We start from the raw sequence: 21,269 nt of genomic DNA on the forward strand, positions 1-21,269 counted from the left end.
ATCGCTCGACCGAACCCGTCGTTTAGGGTTGGCTAACCTAATCGTCGCCAGGAAAGAAGGACATCTGTATGACGACGCGAACGCACAGGTCGTCGAGTCGAATGGTTCGTCTGGTCGCGGCCGGGGCGGCACTGGTGCTGGGCCTGTCCGCGTGCGGTGGCGGCGGTGACGCCGGCACTCCGAAGGACACGTCGGCCGGTGCCGCGCCGGGTTACCCCATCACCATCACGCACAAGCTCGGCACCACCACGATCAAGGCCGCGCCCAAGCGGATCGTGGTGCTCGGCGAGACCGACCAGGACGCCCTGCTGGCACTGGGCATCCAGCCGATCGCCACGGTGAAGACGAGCATGGCCGACGGCATCGCGCCGTGGAGCAAGGCCAAGGTCACCGGCGCCACGCCGACCCTGCTCACCGTGGGCGACAACGGCATCGACGTCGAGCAGGTGCTCAAGCTGGAGCCGGACCTGATCCTGGCCGGCTACGACTTCTACATCGACAAGTACTGGAAGAAGCTCAACGACATCGTGCCCACCACGGCCTTCCAGACCGGTCCGGTGGAGGACACCTGGCAGCAGGTCACCCGCCAGGTCGGCCAGGCCGTCGGCAAGTCCGCCGAGGCGGACAAGCTGGTCACCGAGGTCGAGGGCAAGATCGCCGGAGTCAAGAAGAGCAACCCGGAGCTGACCGGCAAGAAGTTCGCCTTCGGCGTTACCGGGCAGACCGGCACGATGAACGTGCTGAAGTCCACCGCGGATTCGGCGAGCAAGATGTTCGGCGAGTTCGGCATGACCCTGCCGCAGCCGATCCAGGCGCTGCCGGGCGAGAGCTTCGCCGCCGAGCTGAGCGCCGAACGCTACGACCTGCTCGACCAGGACGTGCTGGTCACCTACTACAACGACAACAAGCAGCACCAGCAGGACACCGAGCAGAACCCGCTGTTCAAGAAGCTCAAGGTGGTCAGCAAGGGCGGCAACATCGTCGTCGACCTGACCGAGTTCTACTCGATCCGCAACCCCTCGCCGCTGGGCATCCCCTACGCCATCGACAAGATGGTGCCGAAGCTGTCCGCCGCGGTGAAGAAGACCGCTGCCTGATGCCAGACTGAGCCGGTGAGTCCGTCCGGCACAGCGCAACGACAAGGGCCGCGCTGCTCGTCAGCGCGGCCCTTGTCGTTGCGTGGCAACCGAGGACTCAGTCCAACACGCAACACAGGGGGGAAACATCCACATGACAACAGGAATCCGACTACTCGCCGCCGTGGCCACCGCGCTACTCGGCCTCGGCACGCTCCTCGCCTGCGGCAGCGGTGACGGACAAGCCCCGCGGACCACCGCGTCCACCGACGCCTTCCCGGTCACCCTCAAGCACAAGCTGGGCAGCACCACGATCACCGCGCCGCCCAAGCGGATCGTGGCGCTCAGCGCCGCCGACCAGGACGCGTTGCTCGCACTCGGGGTGCAGCCGATCGCGATGGTGCGGATGGACGGGCACCCGGACGGGATCACCCCGTGGGCCAAGGCGAAACTCGGCGGCGCCACGCCGACCCTGCTGGTCCCCGGGGACAACGGGTTCGACCCGGAACAGGTGCTCAAGCTCGAACCGGACCTGATCCTGGCCAACTTCGACGCCGGCCTGGACAAGTACTGGTCGAAGCTGAACGCGATCGTGCCGACCACCGGGTACGAGACCGGTTCGTACCAGGACAGCTGGCAGCAGGTCACCCGGCAGGTCGGCCGGGCGATCGGCCGGAAAGCCTTGGCGGATCAGGTGATCGGCGAGGCCGAGGCCAGGATCGCCGGGGTCCGCAAGACCAACCCGGAGCTGACCGGCAAGAGGTTCGGCTACTTCGTGGCAGGCCAGGCGGGCACCGTGCACCTGCTCAAGTCCACTGAGGACACCGCGACCAAGCTGCTCGGCGAGTTCGGCCTGGTGCTGCCGGAGAACATCCGCGCCCAGCCCGGCGGCACCTTCGCGGTCGAGCTGAGCGCGGAGAAGTTCGACCTGCTCGACCAGGATGTGCTGCTGAGCTACTACGCCAACGAGCAGCAGCGGGACGCGGTCGAGCAGAACCCGCTGTTCCGGAAACTGGCCGTGGTGCGCAAGGGCGGCAACCTGACCCTCGCACTGCCCGAGTTCCACTCGATCCGCGCACCGTCGCCGCTGAGCATTCCCTACGCCATCGACAAGCTGGTGCCGATGCTCTCCGCCGCGGTGCAGAAGCCCGCCGCCTGAGCGAAACCGTTGTGACATAAAGAAGGGCGGTCACCCGCACCCCGGGTGACCGCCCTCGTACGCGGTTGCCGCCGGCCCCGAACCGCCGGCCGCCGCTGGTCTAGTGCGCGGCCGCGACCACGCGCCCGGAAAGCTGCGCGCTGCCCGGCACCGGCTCGGCCGGATCGTTGCCCAGGGCCAGGATCCGGTTCCGCTCGTCCACGTGCACCACGTGCGGGACGTGCGTGGCCCGCTCTTCCTCGGTGAACTCCGCGAAGGACATGATGATCACCATGTCCTCGGGGTGCACCAGGTGCGCGGCCGCGCCATTGATGCCGATCACGCCGCTGCCCCGCTCACCGGTGATGGCGTAGGTGGTCAGGCGGGCGCCGTTGGTGATGTCGACGATGTGCACGACCTCGCCCTCGACGATGTCGGCCGCTTCCAAGAGGTTCGCGTCAATGGTCACCGAACCGACGTAGTGCAGGTCGGCCTGGGTCACGGTGGCCCGGTGGATCTTGCCGTTCATCAACGTACGCCGCACGTGGCGCTCTCCTTCTTAGAACGTCAGGTGGGAAGTCAGTCGGCGGCGCGCATGGCTTCGACGAGGCTCTTCGGGCGCATGTCGGTCCAGCTCCGCTCGATGAACTCAAGGCAGGCGGTCCGGGAGTCCTTGCCGAAGGCGATCGTCCAGCCGGCGGGCACGTCCACGAAGACCGGCCACAGCGAGTACTGGCCCTCCTCGTTGACGAGGGCGTAGAACGTGCCGTTCTCGTCATCCAGCGGGTTCATCCACAACTCCTTGAGCGACTGTCCAAACGTCTCGCAGCTTAGGTTAGGTAAAGCTAACCTTGCAACCATCTGTGACGCGTTCGCGCTCGTCCGCGCTGGGCCCGCTCAGCGTGGCTTTACGCAGCTCAGGCAAGGCGATCGCGATGCCGACCACGCCGAGCACGCAGACCGCGCCACCGGCCACCAGGGCCAGGCCGGAGCCGAGCAGCCGGGACAGGCCGCCCATCACCGCGTTGCCCGCGGAGGTGCCGGTGGTGGCCTGGGCCAGCCACATGCTGCCCACCCGGCCGAGCAGCCGTTCCGGGGTGTGGTGCTGCAACAGGGTGCGGCGCAGGATCTCCGAGATGGTGTCGGCCGCGCCGGCCACCGCCAGGAACAGCAGCGCCACCCACAGCGCCGGGCTCAGCCCGAAGCCGATCACGGCCAGGCCCCACAACAACACCGAGCCGATCAGCACCAGTCCGGAACGAGCGACGGTCGCGGTCCAGCCACTGGTCAGCGCGGCCAGGAAGGCGCCGACCGCGGGTGCGGCGTAGAGCAGGCCGGTGGCGAACTCGCCGCCGAAGACGGCCACACCCATCTCCGGGAACAGCACGTACGGCATGGCGAAGACCATCGCGCAGACGTCGATCAGCAGCAGTCCGGTGACCACCCGGCTGCGCCGCAGGAAGGCGAAGCCCTCCACGATGGAACGCACCGGGTGCGCGTGCTCCGCCGAACCCTCCGGTTCGAGCTTGGGCAGGAAGGCCAGCAGCACCGCGCCGAGCAGGAAGGTGGCCGCGTCGATGGCGAAACACACCGCCAGGCCCCAGGATTCGGCGATGAACCCGGCCAGCAGCGGGCCGACCATGGCGCCGATCTGGGTGGTGATCGCGGTCAGCGCGCCCGCCGGGGCCAGGTTCTCCTGGCCGACCAGCGCCGGGGTGGCCGCGATCAGCGCGGGCGCGCCGAGGCCGTTGATCAGCCCGGCCGGGATCGCGGTGGCGTAGATCAGGGCCAGGCTGGGCGAGTCCAGGGTGGCGTTCCAGGCCAGCAGGCCCAGCACCAGCACCATGCCCAGCCGGGTGGTCACGATGATCAGGCGTTTGCTCGCCCGGTCGGCCAGCACGCCGCCGGCCAGCAGCCCGAACAGCAGGGCCACCCCGAGCGCCAGGCTGACCAGCCCGACCTGCAGCGAGGACCGGGTGATGGCGAAGACCTGCAGGTTGGCCGCCACCACGGTGAGGTTGGTGCCGACCATGGCGATCACCTGCACGGCGAAGACCAGCCGGAACGGTGGGCTGCCGCGCAGCGGGGCGGTGTCCATGACGAACTGTCCGAGTCGCACCCCTGGAACTTACCTTAGCCTTACCTAAGCCCGACATCCGGCGCGAACGGTTGCGTTCCCCCAGGCCCGTCCCGCTCGTTAGCAGGAGTGACGGAGTACACCAGCCAGCGGTTTTGGGTCGGGAGGAACAAATGAGAGCGCTCTTTTCAGGAAACAGGCCGGATCATGGGATGTAGTTCCTTCGAAGGATGACAACGGACGAACAGCACAGCATTGTTGACCCTCTCCTGAAATGCTTCGACCTCCTCCGCCATTGGAGTCGGGCGTGAACCAGCTGCGCACGGGCATGGACCCGTGGAAAGTCCTCTCCCGTGATCTGGCCCCGCTGATGCGGGCCGAGGTCCCGGATGTGGCGAACCAGATACTCGGCGAGATCCAACGCGGTATACCCGAGTACTCCCGGCCGCTCGACGAGTCGTTCGGGCAGATCATCAGCGATGGGATCGAGTACGCGCTGATGCAGTTCGTGGACCGGGTGGCCGACCCGGGCGCGCCGAAACCGGCGATCGCGGAGATGTACCGGCGACTGGGCCGCGGCGAGTTCCACGAGGGCCGCAGCCTGGACACGTTGCAGCGGGCCTACCGGCTCGGCGCGCGGATCGCCTGGCGGCGGCTGACCGACTTCGGCGAGCGGGTGCACCTGTCGGTGGACACCATGCGGCTGCTCGGCGAGGCGGTCTTCGCGCACATCGACGAGCTGGCCGCGCTGTCGGTGGAGGGTTACGTGGCCGCTCAGCAGCGGGCCACCGGCGCCAGGGAACGCCGGCGCAGGCGACTGCTGGAGGTGCTGCTGGCCGATCCGCCCAACCCGCGGCACCTGGTGATCGAACTGGCCGCGGCCGCCGAGTGGGAACTGCCGGACCGGGTGTGCGCGGTGGCCCTGGAGCCGCGGCCGGACCGGGTGAACAAGGGCGAGCCACGCCTGGACCGGGCCATCCTGGTCGACTTCGAGGGCAGCGCGCCCTGCCTGCTCATCCCGGCGGGCGCCGAGCAGGAGCGGCTGCTGGACCGCCCGTTGCAGGACTGGCTGGTCGCGGTCGGCCCCACGGTGGAGCTGGCCAACGCCGCCGAGTCACTGCGCTGGGCCCGGCACGCGCTGAACCTGATGCGCGCGGGCACCCTGCCCGCGCTGGAGGTGCAGCACTGCGCCGACCACCTGTGCACGCTGTGGCTGCTGCACGAGGACTTCCTGCTCGACGAGCTGACCACCCGGGTGCTGGCGCCGCTGGCCGAGCTGACCCCGCGCCAGCGCGAGCGGCTCACCGAGACCCTGCTGGCCTGGCTGGAGACCCGCAGCGGCGCGCCAGAGGTGGCCGCCAGGCTAGGCATCCACCCGCAGACCGTGCGGTACCGGTTGCACCAGCTGGAGAGCCTGTTCGGGGAGACGCTGACCGATCCGGCGGCCCGCTTCGAGCTGGAACTCGTGCTGCGGGCCGCCCGGCTGCGCCAGTCAGGAACGGCTGGTCAGCCCGGTCAGTCGAAGCCGCCGGTCAGGTAGCGGTCCCGGGTGGTGGCGCGGCAGACCGCGCCGTCCGGGGTGCGCGGCAGGCGTCCGGTGTCCACCAGCACGACCCGGTCCAGCACCAGGCCGTGCCGGGCGGTCACCGCGCGCCGGACCTGACCGGCCACCTGCTGGGTGGAGCACTCCCGGACCCGTTCGGCCACCAGCACGGTGAGCACCCGGTCGAACTCGCGCACGGTGAACACGGCGGCCTGGTGCGCGCGCAACGCGGAATGCGCCCCGCCCACGGTGGCCTCCACGTCGTAGGGGTAGTGCTGGCGGTCGCGCACGGTCAGCAGTTCGCCGACCCGGCCGAGCACATACAGCTCACCGTCGTCGACCAGGCCGAGGTCCCCGGTGCGCAGCCAGCCGTGCGCCGGGGCGTCCGCGTCCGGCAGGCGGTTGCCGAAGGGCCGCTCGCCCGGCTTCCGCCTGCCCCAGAACCCGGGGCCGAGCGCGCCGGAGACCCACACCTCGCCGACCGCGCCATCGGGGAGCGTCCGGCCGTTGTCCGGAGCCACGATCCGCACCCGGTGCCGGGTGGGTGTGCCGCTGGAGAGCAGAGTCAGCGCGTCGGGGGCGTTCTCCGCGCGTGGCTCGGCCCGGCCCCGGCGCAGCAGGGCCCGGTCGAAACCGGTGCGCCGGGGTTCGGCGGTGGTCACCGAGACCAGGGCGGCCGCGCCGACCGGCCCGTAGCCACAGCGCACCGCTTCGGGGCGGAGTCCGCATTCGGCGAAGGCGGCCAGGAACCGGCTCAGCGTATGCGCCTGCGCGCTGGCCCCGTCCACGAACAGCGCGCGCACGTGGTCCAGCCGCAGCACCGCCTTCTCCTGGGCGCCGATCCGGGCCGCGCAGTAGCCGTAGGCGAAGTCGGGCGCGGCGCTGACCGCACCAGGGTTCGCGGTGAGCGCGCGCAGCCAGCGCTCGGGTTTGAGCAGGAACGCGGCCGGGTCCATCAGCACCGCGCGGGCGCGCACCGCGACCGGCGCGATCACCCCGAGCAGCAGGCCCTCGGCGTGGTGCAGCGGCAGCCAGCTCACCGAGGGCGACTGGCCGGGCAGCGCGCCGATGGACTCGACCAGGGTGAGCGCGTTGTCCACCGCGTTGCGGAAGGTCACCTGGACCGCGCAAGGGGCGCCGGTCCAGGTCGGCGGGTATTGCAGGTAGGCCACGTCGTCCCCGGTGTGCCAGGCCGGTTCGACCTCGGCGCCGATCGCGTCGGGCAGCGCGTCCACCGCGACCACCTCGGGTTTGCGCAGGCCGTGGCTGTCCAGGAACCCGTCCACCGCGGCCAGCTGGGCGCGGGTGGTCAGCACCAGGCGTGGCCCGCAGTCGGCGAACATCGCGGCCAGCCTGCCCACCGTGCCGGGATGGCCGGGCGGGAACAGCGGCACCGCGATGATCCCGGCGCGCAACGCGGCCAGGAAGGCGATCACGTAGTCCGGCCCGTGCGGGGCGAGGATGGCCGCGCGCTGGCCACGGCAGGCGCGGCGCTGGATCCAGGCGGCGACCGCGCTGACCCGGCGGTCCAGCTCGGCCCAGGTCAGCACGACGGCCTCGCCGAGCGGACGTGGACCGTGGTGGTCCAGGAAGGTCAGCGCCGGTTGATCGCCGAACCCGGCCGCCCAGCGGTTGAGGTTGTCCGGCAGCGACAATCCGCCCTGGTCCAGCTTATGGAAGAGCTGTTGCGGAATTAGTGCGGCAGCACGAAAAGACCCGATCACAATGGTTTCTCCTCCGACTTCCCCGAGCTGGACGCTATTTATCAACGAGGAACACTGTCAATAGCCAGGAGGTGAACCCCGGTGACATTCCGCCGACCACAAACCCGGCTCAGTCCCGCCCGCTGGGAATTTTGTGAGCCAGGTGACAAGTCGCCTTACACAATCGGGTGACAACGATTGGGAACCGCGACTTTCTCGTGGCCGTGCCGTTGATCACGACATGGTGGAGTGCCGAACCGAGTCCGAGGCCGCAGTGGCCCTCACCGAGGTGGCCGGGCGTTTGCGCCAGGCGACCGAGGAGAGCTGCCAGTACCGCCGGGCCGAACTGTTGATCGGGATCGCCGAGTCCGTCCAGCGGATCAGCGATGACCTGGAGTGGCTGGTGGCCGCCCAGTACGAGCCGGTGCCACCGCCGCGAGCGGAGCACAGCGCCGAGGTGGTGGTCCGCCAGGCCCGCCTGGAACTGGTGCTGCCCAACGACGAGCTGGCCAGCGTCACGGTCAGCCCCGGCCTGCGCGGCCCCGAGTGGAACGCCCAGCCCTGGCTGCCATTACTCCCGATGAACGGCTCCATCCGCCTCGCCATCGAAGCCGCCCTGCGCCGCATGGGCCACGCCGTCACCGAAGCGATGGTCCCCTCCCCCATCACCGAACACCGCGAAACCTAACCCGCGTGTTGGCCGTTGTCGTACGCCGAGTTGGCCGTTACGGACACCGAGTTGGCCAAACTCGTACGCCACGTTGGCCCAAGTGGTACGCCGAGTTGGGCCAAGTGGGCTGGCCGCGGGTGGTCTAGTCCGCTACCGCGAGCAGGACCTTGCCGGTGGTGCGGCCCGCCGCACCACCGCCGCACGCGTCATTCCCACCCCTGCACTCTATGTGATACCAAGTTACTCATGGGAAGTACGCAGGTGAAGACGGACTGGATCCCCGACGCGGAGGCGCGGGACGTCTACTCCCGCCAGTGCCCCTGCCGGGGCCTGCTCGACATGCTCGCCGACAAGTGGACCGCGTTGACCATCGGCGCGCTGGAGGACGGCCCGCGCCGGTTCGGCCAGCTGCGGGTGAAGCTGGAGGGCATCAGCCAGAAGATGCTCACCCAGACCCTGCGCACCCTCGAACGCGACGGCCTGGTCACTCGCACCGTCTATCCGACCGTGCCGCTGCGGGTGGACTACGAGCTGACCGAGCTGGGTCACTCGGCCGCCGAACCACTGGCCGCGGTGCGGGCCTGGTCCACCGGCAACCTGCCGCAGGTGGTGACCGCGCGGCGGGCCTTCGACCAGCGGGCCACGGACGTGCCGCAGCCCTCCTCCTAGCCGCTTGTGCCCCCGCGGTACGGAGCCGTACCGTCAGGATCTGTCTCAGTACAGGGGAAGCCGGTCAAATCCCGGCGCTGACCCGCAACCGTAGGCGATCTTCCCGATCGCGAGCCGGACTGCCTGACTGAGCTGCGCGGCTTCATCTGTCGAGGACTACAGGGTGGAGCCGGTTGGCGGCTCCCCTGTGCGCCTGCCGGACTCGACCACCGCGAGGAAGGCACTGGGGATGAACCAGATCTGGCGGCGAGCGCTGTCCGCGTTCGCCGGGGCAGCACTGTTATTGACCATGGCCGCGCCACTGGCCGCGGCCGCACCGGCGCCGGTACCCGGCAGTCCCGGCCACTGCCCGGACGGCAACGGGGTCACCGTGGTGGTGGACTTCCAGGAGCTGGGCGGGGACACCGAGATCCGCTGCGCGCCCGGCGAGCAGGCATCCGGGCTGACCGCGCTGGAGAACTCCGGCTTCGTGGTCGAGGGCACCCGGCGCTGGGGCAAGGCGTTCATCTGCCGCATCCAGGGCAAGCCGGGCGCGGACACCGAACGTTGCATCGACACTCCGCCTGCCAGCGCGTACTGGTCCTACTGGCACGCGCCCAACGGCGGCGCCTGGGCCTACAGCACCGCGGGCGTGACCGGGCGCAAGCCTCCGCTGGGCAGCTTCGAGGGCTGGTCCTTCGCCAAGGACAAGACCGGCAGCACCAACCCGCCGCCGCGGGTGGCCCCGGTCCGGCCCACCGTGGCCGCGCCCAAGACCGGGCCCAAGCCGGAGATCAGGACCGCGCCGAAGACCGACGAGGTCGCCGCGGGTGGTCCGGAGGCGAGCCGCTGGCTGGCCGGCTTCCTCAAGGACGGCCTGCTGCCCGGTGTGATCGGCCCCGAGAAGCCCGACCACGGGCTGACCGTGGACGCGCTGTTCGCGCTGGTGGCCACCAAGGCGGATCCGGCGGCCCAGCAGCAGATCACCGGCGCACTGGAACGCACCGTGCTGGACTACATCGGCAACCCGTGGAGTGAGAACCCGAACGAACGCCAGGGCGACCAGACCGCGAAAGCGCTGCTGGGCGCGGTGGCCGCGGGCGTGGACCCGACCGACTTCGGCGGCGTCGACCTGCGCCAGGAGACCCTCAACCTGATCGCGGGCGCCGAGGCGGGCGCGTTCGCGGGCGAGCTGCGCGACCGGGACGTGCAGCCGAAGTCCGAGACCAACCTGTTCGGCCAGAGCTTCGCAGTGCTGGGCCTGGCCCGCAGCGGCGGGGTGCCGCAGCCGGTGGTGGACTTCCTGATCAAGCAGCAGTGCGCGGCAGGCGGCTTCCGGCTGTCCTGGACCAGCTTCGGCGCCACCGGCGCCCGCTGCGACGAGGACCCCACGGCGGTGCTGGACCCGGACTCCTCCGGGATGGCGGTGCAGGCCCTGCTGGCCGCGGCCAGAACGGGCAGCACCGGCGCGGCGGACGCGGCCACCACAGGGCTGAACTGGCTGGAGAGCAAGCAGGACGAGGCTGGCGGCATCGGCGGCTCCGGCCCGACCGCGCCCGCCAACACCAACAGCACCGGACTCGGCGGGCAGGCACTGGCCGCCGGTGGCCGGACCAAGGCGGCCGGGCGGGCCGCCGAGTTCGTCCGCTCGCACCAGCTCACCATGGACAACGGCGGCAAGGCCAGCGCCCAGGCCGGTGGCATCGCCTGGAACCGCGCGCAGTTCGACGAGGCGGTCAAGGACGGCTTCCCCGAACTGCCGGGCGCGCAGGACTCCTGGCGCCGGGCCACCGCGCAGGCGCTGCTCACCCTGGCCGGGGTGCCCCTCGGCGAACTGGGTCCGGACGTCCCGGACGCGGGCCCGAACGGCAAGCTGGCCAAGTACCTGACCGGCAAACTGGTCAACGGCGACCACGTGGAGGTCACCGCAGGCGAACAGTCCTTTGTGGACTACGGCCAGACCGCAGACGTGGCCTACGGCCTGCTGCTCTCCGGCAGGCAGCCCAGCAGTCTGACCAAGGTGCTGGCCTTCCTGGACAAGAAGGACAGCGTCGAGACCTACACCCAGGGCAAGGGCTTCGACAAGCCGGGCGCCCGCTACGCCGGGGCCACCGCCAAGCTCGCCTTCCTGTTCAGCCTGGCCGGGAAGAACCCGCGCGCGGTCGGCGGCATCGACCTGGTGGACCAACTCAGCGGACTGCTCGGGGACAACGGCCGATTCGCCGACATCAGCGATTTTGGCAACAACGCCAACACCTTCGGCCAGTCCTTCGGCATCCTCGCGCTGACCGCGGTGGGTGACACCACCCGCGCGGACAAGGCCGCCACCGCACTGGCCGCGGCCCGCTGCAAGGACGCCACTATGCCGGTCGGTTTCCCCGCCGCCGAGGGCTGCGCCACCGGCATCGCCGATGCCACCGGCCTTGCCCTGCAGGCGCTCAACGCGGTGCCCAAGGGCGGCGGCGCGCTGAGCCAGGAACGCAAGACCGCGCTGACCGAGTCGGTGCGCGCACTGGAGAAACTGCGCCAGGGCAACGGTTCCTGGACCGGCCCCGGTGGCCAGAACGTCAACAGCACCGCCTACGCCACCATGGGTCTGCTCGGCGTGCGCCAGGAAGCCAAGGACAGCCGCGCCTGGCTGCTCGGCCTGCAACGCCAGGACGGCGGCCTGCCGCTCAACCCCGGCGCCGAGAGCAACCTCCTGGCCAGTGCCCAGGCCCTGCCCGCCACCGCCGGGAAGTCCTTCCTCACCAAGGACAACGGCCCGGTCAAGCCGGCCGAGCGGGTGGCCAAGCCGGTCGACCCGAAGCCCGAGCCCAAACCGACCGACCCGCCGCAGCCGGACCCGAACCCCGCGCCAGGCAACGATCCCGGTCCGGCCCCACAGCCGCAGTACCGCCCGGCCGCACTGGCCCGCACCGGCGCCGAGGTCTCCGAAACCCTGCTCGCGGGCGCGCTGCTGCTGGGCGCCGGAGCGGCCATGGTGGTGCTGACCCGCAGGCGGCGAGCCGCATGAACACCGCACTACGCAAGCTGATCGTCGTGCTCGCGGTCCTCGCGGGCACGACGATCGGCGCGCCCCCGGCCTTCGCCGCGGGCACCCCCGGCTACTGCCCCGACGACACCGGCGTCACCGTGGTCATCGACTTCCAGCAGCTCGGCGGCAGCACGATCATCCGCTGTGCTCCCGGAAAACAGGCCACCGGCCACGCCGCACTGCGCGCCGCGGGCATCAACATCACCGGCACCGCCCGCTGGGGCGAGGCGTTCGTCTGCCGCATCGAGGGCAAGCCGGGCTCGGACACCGAGCCCTGCATGGACACCCCGCCGGCCAGCGCCTACTGGTCCTACTGGCACGCGCCCAACGGCGGCGGCTGGACCTACAGCCAGCTGGGCGTGCTGAACCGGACGCCCCCGCCGGGCAGCTTCGAGGGCTGGTCCTTCGCCAAGGACCGCACCGCCGAGTCCAACCCGGCCCCCCGCATCGCTCCCAAGCGCCCCAGCCCCCAGCAACCGCCACGCACCAACCAGCCACCGCCCGGCAACCCACCGCCCCCCGGCGGCAACCCACCACCACCCGGCGGTCAGCCACCTCCCGGCGCGAACCCGCCACCAAGCTCGGAAACCCCGCCCCCCAGCGGCGAACCCACCTCGGCGACCACCCCACCGTCCACTTCGGACACGCCAACCTCGTCGAGCGCTCCGCCGTCCACCAGCGAGGGCCTGGCCTGGACCGGCGGCGTGGAGGCCGAGAAACCCAAGCCGGACCAGGGTTTCCCGCTCTCCACCGCACTCGGCATCGGCGCGGTGGCCGTGCTCGTGCTCGGCGCGGGCCTGCTGGCCTGGCGTCGTCGCCGCAACGCCGACAACCCGAGTTGACGTGACCCTGAACCAAGTCGCGACGCGGCTGTCGGCCCGGCTGCCCCGCACCCTGCACCCCGGCGCGTGGTGGGTGTGGGCACTGGGCCTGGCCACCGCGGCGGGCCGCACCACCAACCCGCTGCTGCTGATCATGATCCTGGCGGTGGCCGGTTATGTGGTGGTCAGCCGCCGCGGCAACGCGCCCTGGGCGCTGGCCTTCCGGATGTACCTCATGTTCGGCGCGTTCATCATCCTGATGCGGGTGCTGTTCCGGATCATCTTCGGCGGCGGCCAGGGCGAGACGGTTCTGTTCACCCTGCCGCAGATCGTGCTGCCCGAACTGGTCGCGGGCATCCGCCTGTTCGGCCCGGTGGCCGCCGAGCAACTGCTGGGCGGCCTCTACGACGGCCTGCGCCTGGCCACCATGCTGATCTGCCTGGGCGCGGCGAACGCCCTGGCCAACCCCAAACGCATGCTCAAAGCCGTCCCCGGCGCCCTGTACGAGGTCGGCTCGGCCGTCGTGGTCGCCCTCTCCGTGGCCCCGCAGCTGATCGAGAGCGTGCACCGGGTCCGCCGCGCCCGCCGCCTGCGCGGTGGCAGGCAACGCGGTATGCGTGCCCTGCGCGGCATCGTCATCCCGGTGCTGGCCGACGCACTGGACCGCTCGCTGCTGCTGGCCGCCGCGATGGACTCCCGCGGCTACGGCCGCCGCGGCACCGCCAGCCCCAGGGCCCGCCTGCTCACCGGCACCCTGGTCCTGCTCGGCCTCTCCGGCGTCTGCGTCGGCGTCTACGGCCTCCTCGACGGCACCACACCCCGGGCCCTCGGCCTGCCCTTCCTGGTGGGCGGACTCGCCATCGCGGCAACGGGTTTCGTCATCGGCGGCAAACGAGTCCAGCGCAGCATCTACCGCCCCGACCACTGGCACCTGCCGGAAATCCTGGTCGCCGCCACCGGTATCACCGCGGGCGCGCTGCTCTTCCTCACCGGCGCGGTCGACCCGACCAACCTCTACCCCTCGCTGAACCCGCTGGCCTGGCCCGAACTGTCCGTCCTGCCCACCCTCGGTGTGCTCATCGCCGTGCTGCCCGCCTGGCTCAGCCCACCCCCACCCACCACGGAGCAACACCGGTGATCAGGTTCGAGCAGGTCTCCATCCAGTACGCAGGCGCCAGCGAACCCACACTGTCCACAGTGGACCTGGAAATCGGCGAGGGCGAACTCTGCCTGGTCACCGGCCGCACCGGCACCGGCAAGTCCACCTTCCTGGGCGCCATCAACGGCCTGGTGCCGCATTTCACCGGCGGCACCCTGCGCGGCCGGGTCACCATCAACGGCCTGGACACCAGAACCCACAAACCACGGGACCTCGCCCACCTGGTTGGCGTAGTCGGCCAGGACCCCCTGGCCGGCTTCGTCACCGACACGGTCGAGGAAGAACTCGCCTACGGCATGGAACAACTGGCCATCCCGCCAGAAGTCATGCGCAAGCGAGTGGAGGAAACCCTCGACCTCCTCGGCATCGCCGAACTCCGCAACCGTCCACTCAGGACTCTCAGCGGCGGACAGCAACAACGAGTGGCCATCGGCTCCGTCCTCACCACGCACCCCCGGGTACTCGTCCTGGACGAACCCACCTCAGCCCTGGACCCCACCGCGGCCGAAGACGTCCTGGCCGCCATCACCCGCCTGGTGCACGACCTGGGCGTCACCGTCGTGGTCGCCGAACACCGCATGGAACGCGTAGTCCAATACGCGGACCAGCTAATCCACCTCCCCGGCAACAAAACCCTCGAACAGGGCCCACCAGCCACCCTCCTGCACACCACCACCATCGCACCCCCAGTAGTGGAACTAGGCCGCCTCGCAGGCTGGTCCCCCCTCCCCCTCTCCATCCGAGACGCCCGCCGCAAAGCAGCCCCCCTGCGAGCCCAACTGGCGGACAAACCCCAACCCACCCAAGGCAGAACCCAAACCCACTCCCCCACCATCCTCGCCGCCAGCAACATCACCGTCCGCTACGGCCAGGTGATCGCCGTCCGCGAACTCACCCTCACCCTCCACCAAGGCCAAATCCTCGCCCTCATGGGCCGAAACGGCTCCGGCAAATCCTCACTCCTCTGGGCCCTACAAGGCTCCGGCCCCCGCCAAAGCGGCACCGTCTCGGTCAACAACCAGGACCCCCGCACCGTTTCCGCCGCCACCGCCCGATCCCTGGTCGGCCTGGTCCCGCAAACCCCCGGCGACCTGCTCTACCTGGAAACCGTCGCCGCCGAATGCACCGAAGCCGACCAGGAAAGCCAGTCCCCCCAAGGAACCTGCCGCACCATCCTGGACCGCCTGGCCCCCAACATCCAGGACACCACCCACCCCCGGGACCTCTCCGAAGGCCAACGCCTGGCCCTGGTCCTGGCCATCCAGTTGACCGCGGCCCCCAACGTGATCCTCCTGGACGAACCCACCCGAGGCCTGGACTACACCGCCAAGAAAGAGTTCGCCACCCTCATCCGCGCCCTGGCCAACGAAGGCCGGACCGTCGTAGTAGCCACCCACGACGTAGAACTCGTGGCCAACACAGCAGACCGCGTGACGGTTATGGCAGAAGGCGAGATCGTCGCGGACGGCCCGACCGCCGACATCATCATCGCCAGCCCCGCCTTCGCCCCCCAGGTAGCCAAAATCCTTAACCCCCAGCCCTGGTTGACGGTCGCCGAAGTAGCCGAGGCCCTGTCATGAATGTCCTCGATCCCCGGGCTCTGCACGTCAGCCCCCGCACCGCCCTGGTCCTCACCATCGCCTCCCTCGCGGGCCTGGCCATGTTCCTCTGGCCCCTCTTCGCCATCGCCCAGCCGGAAGCCATCGCGCACAGCAACGACGCCCCCCTGATCTTCCTGATCGCCCTCCCCGTCCTGCTCGCGATCATCCTGGCCGAAATCACCTCCGGCGGCATGGACACCAAGGCCCTCGCCATGCTCGGCGTCCTCTCCGCCATCAACGCCGCCCTCCGTCCCCTCGGCGCGGGCACCGCGGGCATCGAAACCGTCTTCTTCCTCCTGGTCCTCGCCGGCCGGGTCTTCGGCCCAGGCTTCGGCTTCGTCCTGGGCTCCACCTCCCTGTTCGCCTCCGCCCTGCTCACCGCGGGCGTAGGCCCCTGGCTCCCGTTCCAGATGATCGCCTGCTCCTGGATCGGCCTTGGCGCCGGACTGCTTCCCCGCAAGGTCAAGGGCCGCTGGGAAATAGCCATGCTCATCGGCTACGGCATCTTCGCCGCCTACGCCTTCGGCTTCGTGATGAACATGTGGTTCTGGCCCTTCACCGCCACCATCGACACCCAGCTCGGGTACATCCCCGGCGCCCCCCTGGCCGACAACCTGCACCGCTTCTTCATCTTCACCCTCATCACCTCCAGCTTCGGCTGGGACACCGGCAGAGCCATCACCAACACCATCGCCATCCTGCTCACCGGCCACGCCGTCCTGGCCGTACTACGCCGAGCCTCCAGGCGAGCAGCCTTCGACGCCCCCGTCACCTTCACCGACCGCCCAGGTGGCCAAAGCGGGACAACCAGTTCGCCCAACTAGGCGTACGACTTGGGCCAACTCGACCGCTCAGCAACACGCGACGCGCGCAACGCCCGCCACCGGCGGCTCCAACGCGGCCTTCTCCACCTCCGCCAGCATCCGCACCCGATCCGCCGCGGTGATCACCCGCCCCCGCGTCGCCACCAGGTGAATCCGCCGCGTGTTCGTAATCGAAGCCAACGGATCCCCGTCCAGCACAACAACATCGGCCCGCTGCCCAACCCGCAAAGTCCCGGCCCCGTCCCGCTCCCCCAGGAACCGGGCCACCTCCGAAGTCCCCGCCCGCAACGCATCCATCGGCGACAACCCGGCCCGCACCAGCAACTCCAACTCCTCATGCACCGAGAACCCGGGAAACACATAAGGATTCCCCGAATCGGTCCCCAGCAACGTCCCCACCCCGAACCGATGCTGCTCCGCCACCATCCGCAACCGGGCCGCGAAGTACTCTCGCTGCTGCCGAATCTCCTCCGCCGTCACCGGAGCCCACCGAGCCAACTGCCCCGCCCAGTACTCCTTGTAGAACGGCGGCAGGTACTTCATCCGCTCATCCCCCGCGAACTCCTCCGCCGGCGAGGAGAAGACCCGCATCGCCACCAACGTGGGTGATTGCCAGGAACCATTGCGCCGCAACTGATGCGCGAGCACCCGAGCCTTCACCGCACTGTACGAACCAGCGGCCTCCCGCTCAATCTCCCGTACTCCCTTGAACCACACAAAGGGATCCGCCGGATCCAACGGCATCCCCGCGATCCGCCGCCGCAACTCGCCCTCCCGCGTACTCGTCGCCAGCGGCAACCCATACATGTGCTCAAAAGTCCGCTGCCCCAGCGAACTCGACTCACTCATCGGCACATGATCCGAAGCATGCCCGGCGAACCGCACCCCCAGCACCCGGCACTCCTCCGCCACCGCCCGCAACAGCACCCGGTCCAGGAACGGATACACCTTCACAAAATCCGCCCCACCGGCCACCGAATCCCGCACAGCCTGCCGGGCCTGCTCCGGCGTCCGCACGATCAACGCCATCGGCAACACCGAATCCGGCCCGTCAATGATCGCGCTCCCGATGATCAACCGAGGCCCAAAAACCTCCCCGGCCTCAATCCGCCGCCGCAGGTCATGGTGCTGCGGGAACCCCCACATCTCCCGGAATCCCACCACCCCGTGCAGCAGGCACAACGGCAAGGTGACCTTCTCCAGGAAAGCCCCATGCACATGCATGTCCCACAACCCAGGAATCACATACTTCCCAGGCAAATCAAACACCTCCGCCCCGGCAGGCAGCGGCAGATCCCGCCCACCCACCGCGAGAATCCGCCCCTCCCCCAGCACCATCGTGGCATCCCGCCGCACAGACGAACCGCCGGTATCCACCAGCGTCACCCCACGCAACACCGGCACCGCAACAGAATCAGCGGCCGCGGCCACCCCGGAGCCCAACCAGCTCCCGGCAACCGCGGCCGCCCCGATCCCACTGAGCCAGCCCAGGAACTCCCGGCGACTCGTCCCGTTCTCACGCATGCCCGCAGCCTGCACCCTGACGTAGCGTCAAGTTCAAGCCCCGCCACCCGAAAGTGTCAGCAACAACTGCCCGGCATCACCACGGCCGCACTCCGAGCCGCAGTCGTCGGCGGCTGGAACTCCAGCGCAGCCCGCTCGATCTCTGCCAGCAACCGAACCCGATCCGCAGGCCCGAATACCCGTCCCCGACTGACCACCGAGTGAATCCGCCGGGTATTCGCGATCGAAGCCAACGGATCCGCGTCCAGCACCACCAGATCCGCCTTCTTCCCCACCGACACCGTCCCCACCTCCGATGCCAGCCCCACATGCCGAGCAGCGTCCCGGGTCACCGTCTGCAAAGCCGCCATCGGCGACAATCCGGCCGCTACCATCCGCTCCAACTCGTCATGCAACCCAGACCCGGGGAAACAGTACGGATTCCCGCAGTCCGTCCCGCCGATCACGCCAACCCCGGCCTTGTGCAGGATTCCCACCAACCGCAGCTGCCGCTCGTAGAACTCCCGCTGCCGCGCGATCTGCTCCGGCGTCACCGGCGCCCACCCGGCCGCCCCATTCGCCCAGTATTCCTTGTAGAACGGCGGCAGATACTTCATCCGCTCGTCCCCGGCAAAGGTCTCCTTCGGCGAGGTCACCATGTGCAACACTCGCAACGTCGGCGACAACCATCCGTCCCGCTCGCGCATCTTCCGCGCCAGTGCGACCGCCTTCGCCGGACTGAACGAGTCCCCGGCCTGCCGTTCCAGCTCCCGCACCGCCCGGAACCACGGATACGAAGCCGCCGGATCAAACGGCAACTCCGCGATCTTCCGCCGGTACTCCGCCTCTTCCCGCGAAGTGCTGAACAGGAACCCGAACATGTGCTCGTAGGACTTCTGCCGCAACACCAGCGCCGCGTCCACCGGCACAAAATCCGCCAGATGCCCGGCAATGCGCAGACCCAGTTTCTCCGCCTCATCCGCGATCGCGGTCAGCAGCTCGGGCGTGAGCATCTGATACACCTTGACGAACTCCGCGCCCTTGGCATGCTCGGCCCGGACCGCGGCCCGCGCCTCCGCCTCGGTGCGCACGATCAGCATGCCCCTGCCATAGAAGGACGCAGGCCCGTCGATGATCGCGCTGCCGATGACCATGCGCGGCCCCAGCGCGGTCCCGGCCTCGAAATCCCGCCGGGCCTGGTGCGATTCGGGCAGCCCCCACATCTCCCGCACCCCGGTGACCCCGTACACGATGTGCGACTTGGGCACGATGGTGCGCAACTGCATCAGGTGCGTGTGCATATCCCAGAACCCGGGCACCAGGTACTTGCCGCGCAGGTCGATGATCCTGGCCCCAGCAGGCGCGGCCAGGCCAGCACCGCCGATCGCGACGATCCGATCCGCCACCAGCACCACGGTCGAGTCCGGGCAGGGCGCGGCGCCGGTCGCGTCGATCAGGGTGGCCCCGCGCAACACGGTCACCTGCACCGTGTCCGCACCGGCCGAACCGGCCAGGGCAGGCCACAGTCCTCCAGCAGCGGCGAGGGCGACCCCGCTCCTGGACATCCAGCTCATGAACTCACGTCGGTTGACCCCCAGTTTGGTCATGACCCCATGATGGCCCCATCCCCCGGGGTCAGGTCACCCCCAATTTCACAGCCAGCCGTGCTCCCTGGCGATCCGGGCCGCCTCCGCCCTGGTCCGCGCCCCCAGTTTGGCCATGGCCGAGGACACGTAGTTGCGCACCGTGCCCGCGGACAGGTGCACCGCGGCCGCGATATCGGCCGCGGTCGCGGTGTCGTGCACCTGCCGCAGCACGTCCAGCTCCCTCTCGGTCAGCGGGCAGTCCGCCTCGGCCAGCGCGTCCGCGGCGAACTCCGGGTCCACGTACCGCAAACCCGCGTGCACCCGCCGGATCACCTCGGCCAGCAACGAAGCTGGTGCGTTCTTGGCGAGAAAACCCTTGGCTCCCAAGGACAACGACTGCCGCAACACGCCGGGCCGGGCATGCCGGGTCAGCATCACCACCCGCACCGCCGGGAACTCCCGCGCCAGCCGGGCGGCCACCGCGGGCCCGTCCAGCCCTGGCATCTCCACGTCCAGCACGACCACATCCGGCCCGTGCTCGGCCACCGCGGCCAGGCCCTGCAAGCCGTCGGAGACATCGGCGACCACGGTCAGATCCGGCTCCAGGCCCAGCAACGCGGCCACCGCCTGCCGGGTCAGCCGCTCATCGTCGACCAGCACCACCCTGATCACCGGCCCACCGCCGACTTGGGCAGGCTCGCGGTCACCACGAACTCCCCGCCCCGCGCCACCGCGCTGAACTCACCGCCACCCCCGCTGATCCGCTCGGCCAGCCCGGACAACCCCGAACCCCACTCCCCCGCGTCCAGCACCCCGTCGTTGCCCACCCGCAGCACCACCGATTCCCCTTGCCCGGCAAGGGTGATCCAGCATCGGCGGGCGTCGGCGTGCCGCAGCAGGTTGGTCACCGCCTCCCGCAACACCCAGCCGAACAACTCCCGGTGCGCCGCGGACAGCTCCTCCGGCCGCGCGTCCACCTCGCACCGGATCTCCGCCGAGGCCAGCAGTTTCCGCGCCCCGGCCAGCTCGCCCACCAGATCGGTGCCGCGCTGCGCGTGCGCCAGCGTCCGCACGTCCTGCAACGCCCCGCGCGCCAGCTCCTGCACCTCCACCATCTCGTCCTGCGCCCGCTTGGTATCCACAGTGGACAGTCGAGCGGCCAGCTCGCTCTTCAGCGACACCACTTCCAGCGCGTGCCCGAGGATGTCGTGCAGGTCCTGGGACAGCCGCAGCCGCTCCTTGGTGGCGGCCAGCTCGGCCGCGGCCAGCCGCGCGTTGTCCAGTTCCCGGCTGGACCGCCACAGTCGCGCGGTGGTCTCCTGCAGGTAGCAGGTTATCCCGAGCAGCACCACCGACATGATCACCTGGCGGCCCAGGTCCGGCACGCCCGCCGTCGCGTTGGCCAGCAGCGCCAGGCCCGCGAAGATGGCGGACAGGAACCCGGTCAGCGGCCACACGTACCGGACCGACCGGTTGAGCAGCAACTCCGCACAGGCCAGGCCGGGCAGCACCGCCCAGAACATCCCGACGGCGCCCCACACCAGGGCCAGCAGAGTGAGCCCCAGCCCGAGCGCCAGCAACGGCACCCCGGTACGCAGCGGCCGCACTCGCCACGGATCGCGCAGCAGCCTCAGCGCGCCGGGCAGGAAGAGCACGTTGAACGTCGCCCAGCCCACGAGCAGGACCGCCACCCGGACCAGGCTCAGCTCCGGGGAGTTCAGCAGGGACAGCAACGGGAACATCACCGCCAGGCCGACTCCGCCGTAGAGGGAGTCCCGGCAGTACTTCCGGAGGTGCTCCAGCGCCGCGGCAGACGCCGACTCCTGCTCCTTGATGGCTGTCACCAGCCAAAACTAGCAGCGCGCGGCATCCGCGCCGCCCAG

Annotated in this window: 18 protein-coding genes; 10 read left to right on the top strand and 8 right to left on the bottom strand. The window is 69.9% G+C overall.

The features are described from left to right. Positions 1–101: 101 nt before the first annotated feature. Positions 102–1,097: an iron-siderophore ABC transporter substrate-binding protein gene (locus ACTOWY_RS38280; RefSeq protein ID WP_441314481.1), complete on the top strand. Its 996-nt coding sequence runs from the start codon at positions 102–104 to the stop codon at positions 1,095–1,097. A 133-nt stretch (positions 1,098–1,230) separates the two neighbouring features. Continuing rightward, positions 1,231–2,235 (top strand): iron-siderophore ABC transporter substrate-binding protein, encoded by a 1,005-nt coding sequence (locus tag ACTOWY_RS38285; protein WP_441314482.1) that lies wholly within the window; start codon positions 1,231–1,233, stop codon positions 2,233–2,235. Positions 2,236–2,335: 100 nt separating this feature from the next. On the opposite strand, the gene panD is transcribed toward ACTOWY_RS38285, so the two are convergent. From panD to entS, 3 genes are read right to left on the bottom strand one after another with little or no spacing between them, the layout of a single operon-like run. Beyond that, positions 2,336–2,758: an aspartate 1-decarboxylase gene (gene panD / locus ACTOWY_RS38290; protein ID WP_441314483.1), complete on the bottom strand. Its 423-nt coding sequence runs from the start codon at positions 2,756–2,758 to the stop codon at positions 2,336–2,338. Positions 2,759–2,793: 35 nt separating this feature from the next. Next, complete coding sequence (locus ACTOWY_RS38295; RefSeq protein ID WP_441314484.1) at positions 2,794–3,006, bottom strand: MbtH family protein; 213 nt, start codon at positions 3,004–3,006, stop codon at positions 2,794–2,796. Positions 3,007–3,049: 43 nt separating this feature from the next. Next, positions 3,050–4,333, bottom strand: a complete 1,284-nt coding sequence (gene entS / locus ACTOWY_RS38300; protein ID WP_441314485.1) for an enterobactin transporter EntS — start codon at positions 4,331–4,333, stop codon at positions 3,050–3,052. 265 nt (positions 4,334–4,598) lie between these two features. Between entS and ACTOWY_RS38305 the strand changes: the two genes are divergently transcribed. After that, positions 4,599–5,831: a helix-turn-helix domain-containing protein gene (locus ACTOWY_RS38305; protein WP_441314486.1), complete on the top strand. Its 1,233-nt coding sequence runs from the start codon at positions 4,599–4,601 to the stop codon at positions 5,829–5,831. Here ACTOWY_RS38305 and ACTOWY_RS38310 read toward each other — a convergent pair. Next, the gene (locus ACTOWY_RS38310; RefSeq protein ID WP_441314487.1) at positions 5,807–7,558 is read right to left on the bottom strand and encodes a fatty acyl-AMP ligase; all 1,752 of its coding nucleotides are present in this window, start codon (positions 7,556–7,558) and stop codon (positions 5,807–5,809) included. The two genes, ACTOWY_RS38305 and ACTOWY_RS38310, sit on opposite strands and share 25 nt — an antisense overlap. A 220-nt stretch (positions 7,559–7,778) precedes the next feature. On the opposite strand from ACTOWY_RS38310, the gene ACTOWY_RS38315 reads away from it, so the two are divergent. The 7 genes from ACTOWY_RS38315 (at position 7,779) to ACTOWY_RS38345 (ending at position 16,297) form a co-directional block, all read left to right on the top strand. Further along, positions 7,779–8,225, top strand: coding sequence for a hypothetical protein (locus ACTOWY_RS38315; protein WP_247765762.1), 447 nt, complete (start codon positions 7,779–7,781; stop codon positions 8,223–8,225). A 228-nt stretch (positions 8,226–8,453) separates the two neighbouring features. Continuing rightward, positions 8,454–8,876, top strand: a complete 423-nt coding sequence (locus ACTOWY_RS38320) for a winged helix-turn-helix transcriptional regulator (RefSeq protein ID WP_441314488.1) — start codon at positions 8,454–8,456, stop codon at positions 8,874–8,876. Positions 8,877–9,105: 229 nt separating this feature from the next. After that, the gene (locus tag ACTOWY_RS38325; protein ID WP_441314489.1) at positions 9,106–11,871 is read left to right on the top strand and encodes a hypothetical protein; all 2,766 of its coding nucleotides are present in this window, start codon (positions 9,106–9,108) and stop codon (positions 11,869–11,871) included. Beyond that, a complete protein-coding gene (locus tag ACTOWY_RS38330) occupies positions 11,868–12,734 on the top strand; it encodes an LPXTG cell wall anchor domain-containing protein (protein ID WP_441314490.1) in 867 nt (288 codons plus the stop codon). Before ACTOWY_RS38325 ends, ACTOWY_RS38330 begins: the two co-directional genes overlap by 4 nt. A gap of 1 nt (position 12,735) precedes the next feature. Next, a complete protein-coding gene (locus ACTOWY_RS38335; protein ID WP_441314491.1) occupies positions 12,736–13,851 on the top strand; it encodes a CbiQ family ECF transporter T component in 1,116 nt (371 codons plus the stop codon). Further along, positions 13,848–15,452 (top strand): ABC transporter ATP-binding protein, encoded by a 1,605-nt coding sequence (locus tag ACTOWY_RS38340; protein ID WP_441314492.1) that lies wholly within the window; start codon positions 13,848–13,850, stop codon positions 15,450–15,452. Before ACTOWY_RS38335 ends, ACTOWY_RS38340 begins: the two co-directional genes overlap by 4 nt. Then, complete coding sequence (locus ACTOWY_RS38345; protein ID WP_441314493.1) at positions 15,449–16,297, top strand: ECF transporter S component; 849 nt, start codon at positions 15,449–15,451, stop codon at positions 16,295–16,297. The genes ACTOWY_RS38340 and ACTOWY_RS38345 overlap by 4 nt, the downstream gene beginning before the upstream one ends. Before the next feature lie 27 nt (positions 16,298–16,324). Here the strand turns inward: ACTOWY_RS38345 and ACTOWY_RS38350 are convergent, their stop codons facing one another. From ACTOWY_RS38350 to ACTOWY_RS38365, 4 genes are read right to left on the bottom strand one after another with little or no spacing between them, the layout of a single operon-like run. Then, a complete protein-coding gene (locus ACTOWY_RS38350) occupies positions 16,325–17,821 on the bottom strand; it encodes an amidohydrolase family protein (protein ID WP_441314494.1) in 1,497 nt (498 codons plus the stop codon). Positions 17,822–17,877: 56 nt separating this feature from the next. Continuing rightward, positions 17,878–19,407: an amidohydrolase family protein gene (locus tag ACTOWY_RS38355; protein WP_441314495.1), complete on the bottom strand. Its 1,530-nt coding sequence runs from the start codon at positions 19,405–19,407 to the stop codon at positions 17,878–17,880. A gap of 45 nt (positions 19,408–19,452) precedes the next feature. Next, on the bottom strand, positions 19,453–20,058 hold the full coding sequence (locus tag ACTOWY_RS38360) for a response regulator (protein ID WP_441314496.1): 606 nt from the start codon (positions 20,056–20,058) through the stop codon (positions 19,453–19,455). After that, positions 20,055–21,230, bottom strand: a complete 1,176-nt coding sequence (locus ACTOWY_RS38365; protein ID WP_441314497.1) for a sensor histidine kinase — start codon at positions 21,228–21,230, stop codon at positions 20,055–20,057. Before ACTOWY_RS38365 ends, ACTOWY_RS38360 begins: the two co-directional genes overlap by 4 nt. Positions 21,231–21,269: the final 39 nt, after the last annotated feature.

It is taken from the genome of Crossiella sp. CA198, assembly GCF_052078295.1.
In the GTDB taxonomy this organism is placed as follows: Bacteria; Actinomycetota; Actinomycetes; order Mycobacteriales; family Pseudonocardiaceae; genus Crossiella.

Bases quoted from the DNA above. Each gene is read 5' to 3' on its own strand.
- ACTOWY_RS38295 (WP_441314484.1), bottom strand. From the start codon at position 3,006: ATGAACCCGCTGGATGACGAGAACGGCACGTTCTACGCCCTCGTCAAC.
- ACTOWY_RS38285 (WP_441314482.1), top strand. From the start codon at position 1,231: ATGACAACAGGAATCCGACTACTCGCCGCCGTGGCCACCGCGCTACTC.
- ACTOWY_RS38315 (WP_247765762.1), top strand. From the start codon at position 7,779: ATGGTGGAGTGCCGAACCGAGTCCGAGGCCGCAGTGGCCCTCACCGAG.
- ACTOWY_RS38355 (WP_441314495.1), bottom strand. From the start codon at position 19,407: ATGACCAAACTGGGGGTCAACCGACGTGAGTTCATGAGCTGGATGTCC.
- ACTOWY_RS38350 (WP_441314494.1), bottom strand. From the start codon at position 17,821: ATGCGTGAGAACGGGACGAGTCGCCGGGAGTTCCTGGGCTGGCTCAGT.
- ACTOWY_RS38345 (WP_441314493.1), top strand. From the start codon at position 15,449: ATGAATGTCCTCGATCCCCGGGCTCTGCACGTCAGCCCCCGCACCGCC.
- ACTOWY_RS38280 (WP_441314481.1), top strand. From the start codon at position 102: ATGGTTCGTCTGGTCGCGGCCGGGGCGGCACTGGTGCTGGGCCTGTCC.
- ACTOWY_RS38325 (WP_441314489.1), top strand. From the start codon at position 9,106: ATGAACCAGATCTGGCGGCGAGCGCTGTCCGCGTTCGCCGGGGCAGCA.
- ACTOWY_RS38320 (WP_441314488.1), top strand. From the start codon at position 8,454: ATGGGAAGTACGCAGGTGAAGACGGACTGGATCCCCGACGCGGAGGCG.
- ACTOWY_RS38330 (WP_441314490.1), top strand. From the start codon at position 11,868: ATGAACACCGCACTACGCAAGCTGATCGTCGTGCTCGCGGTCCTCGCG.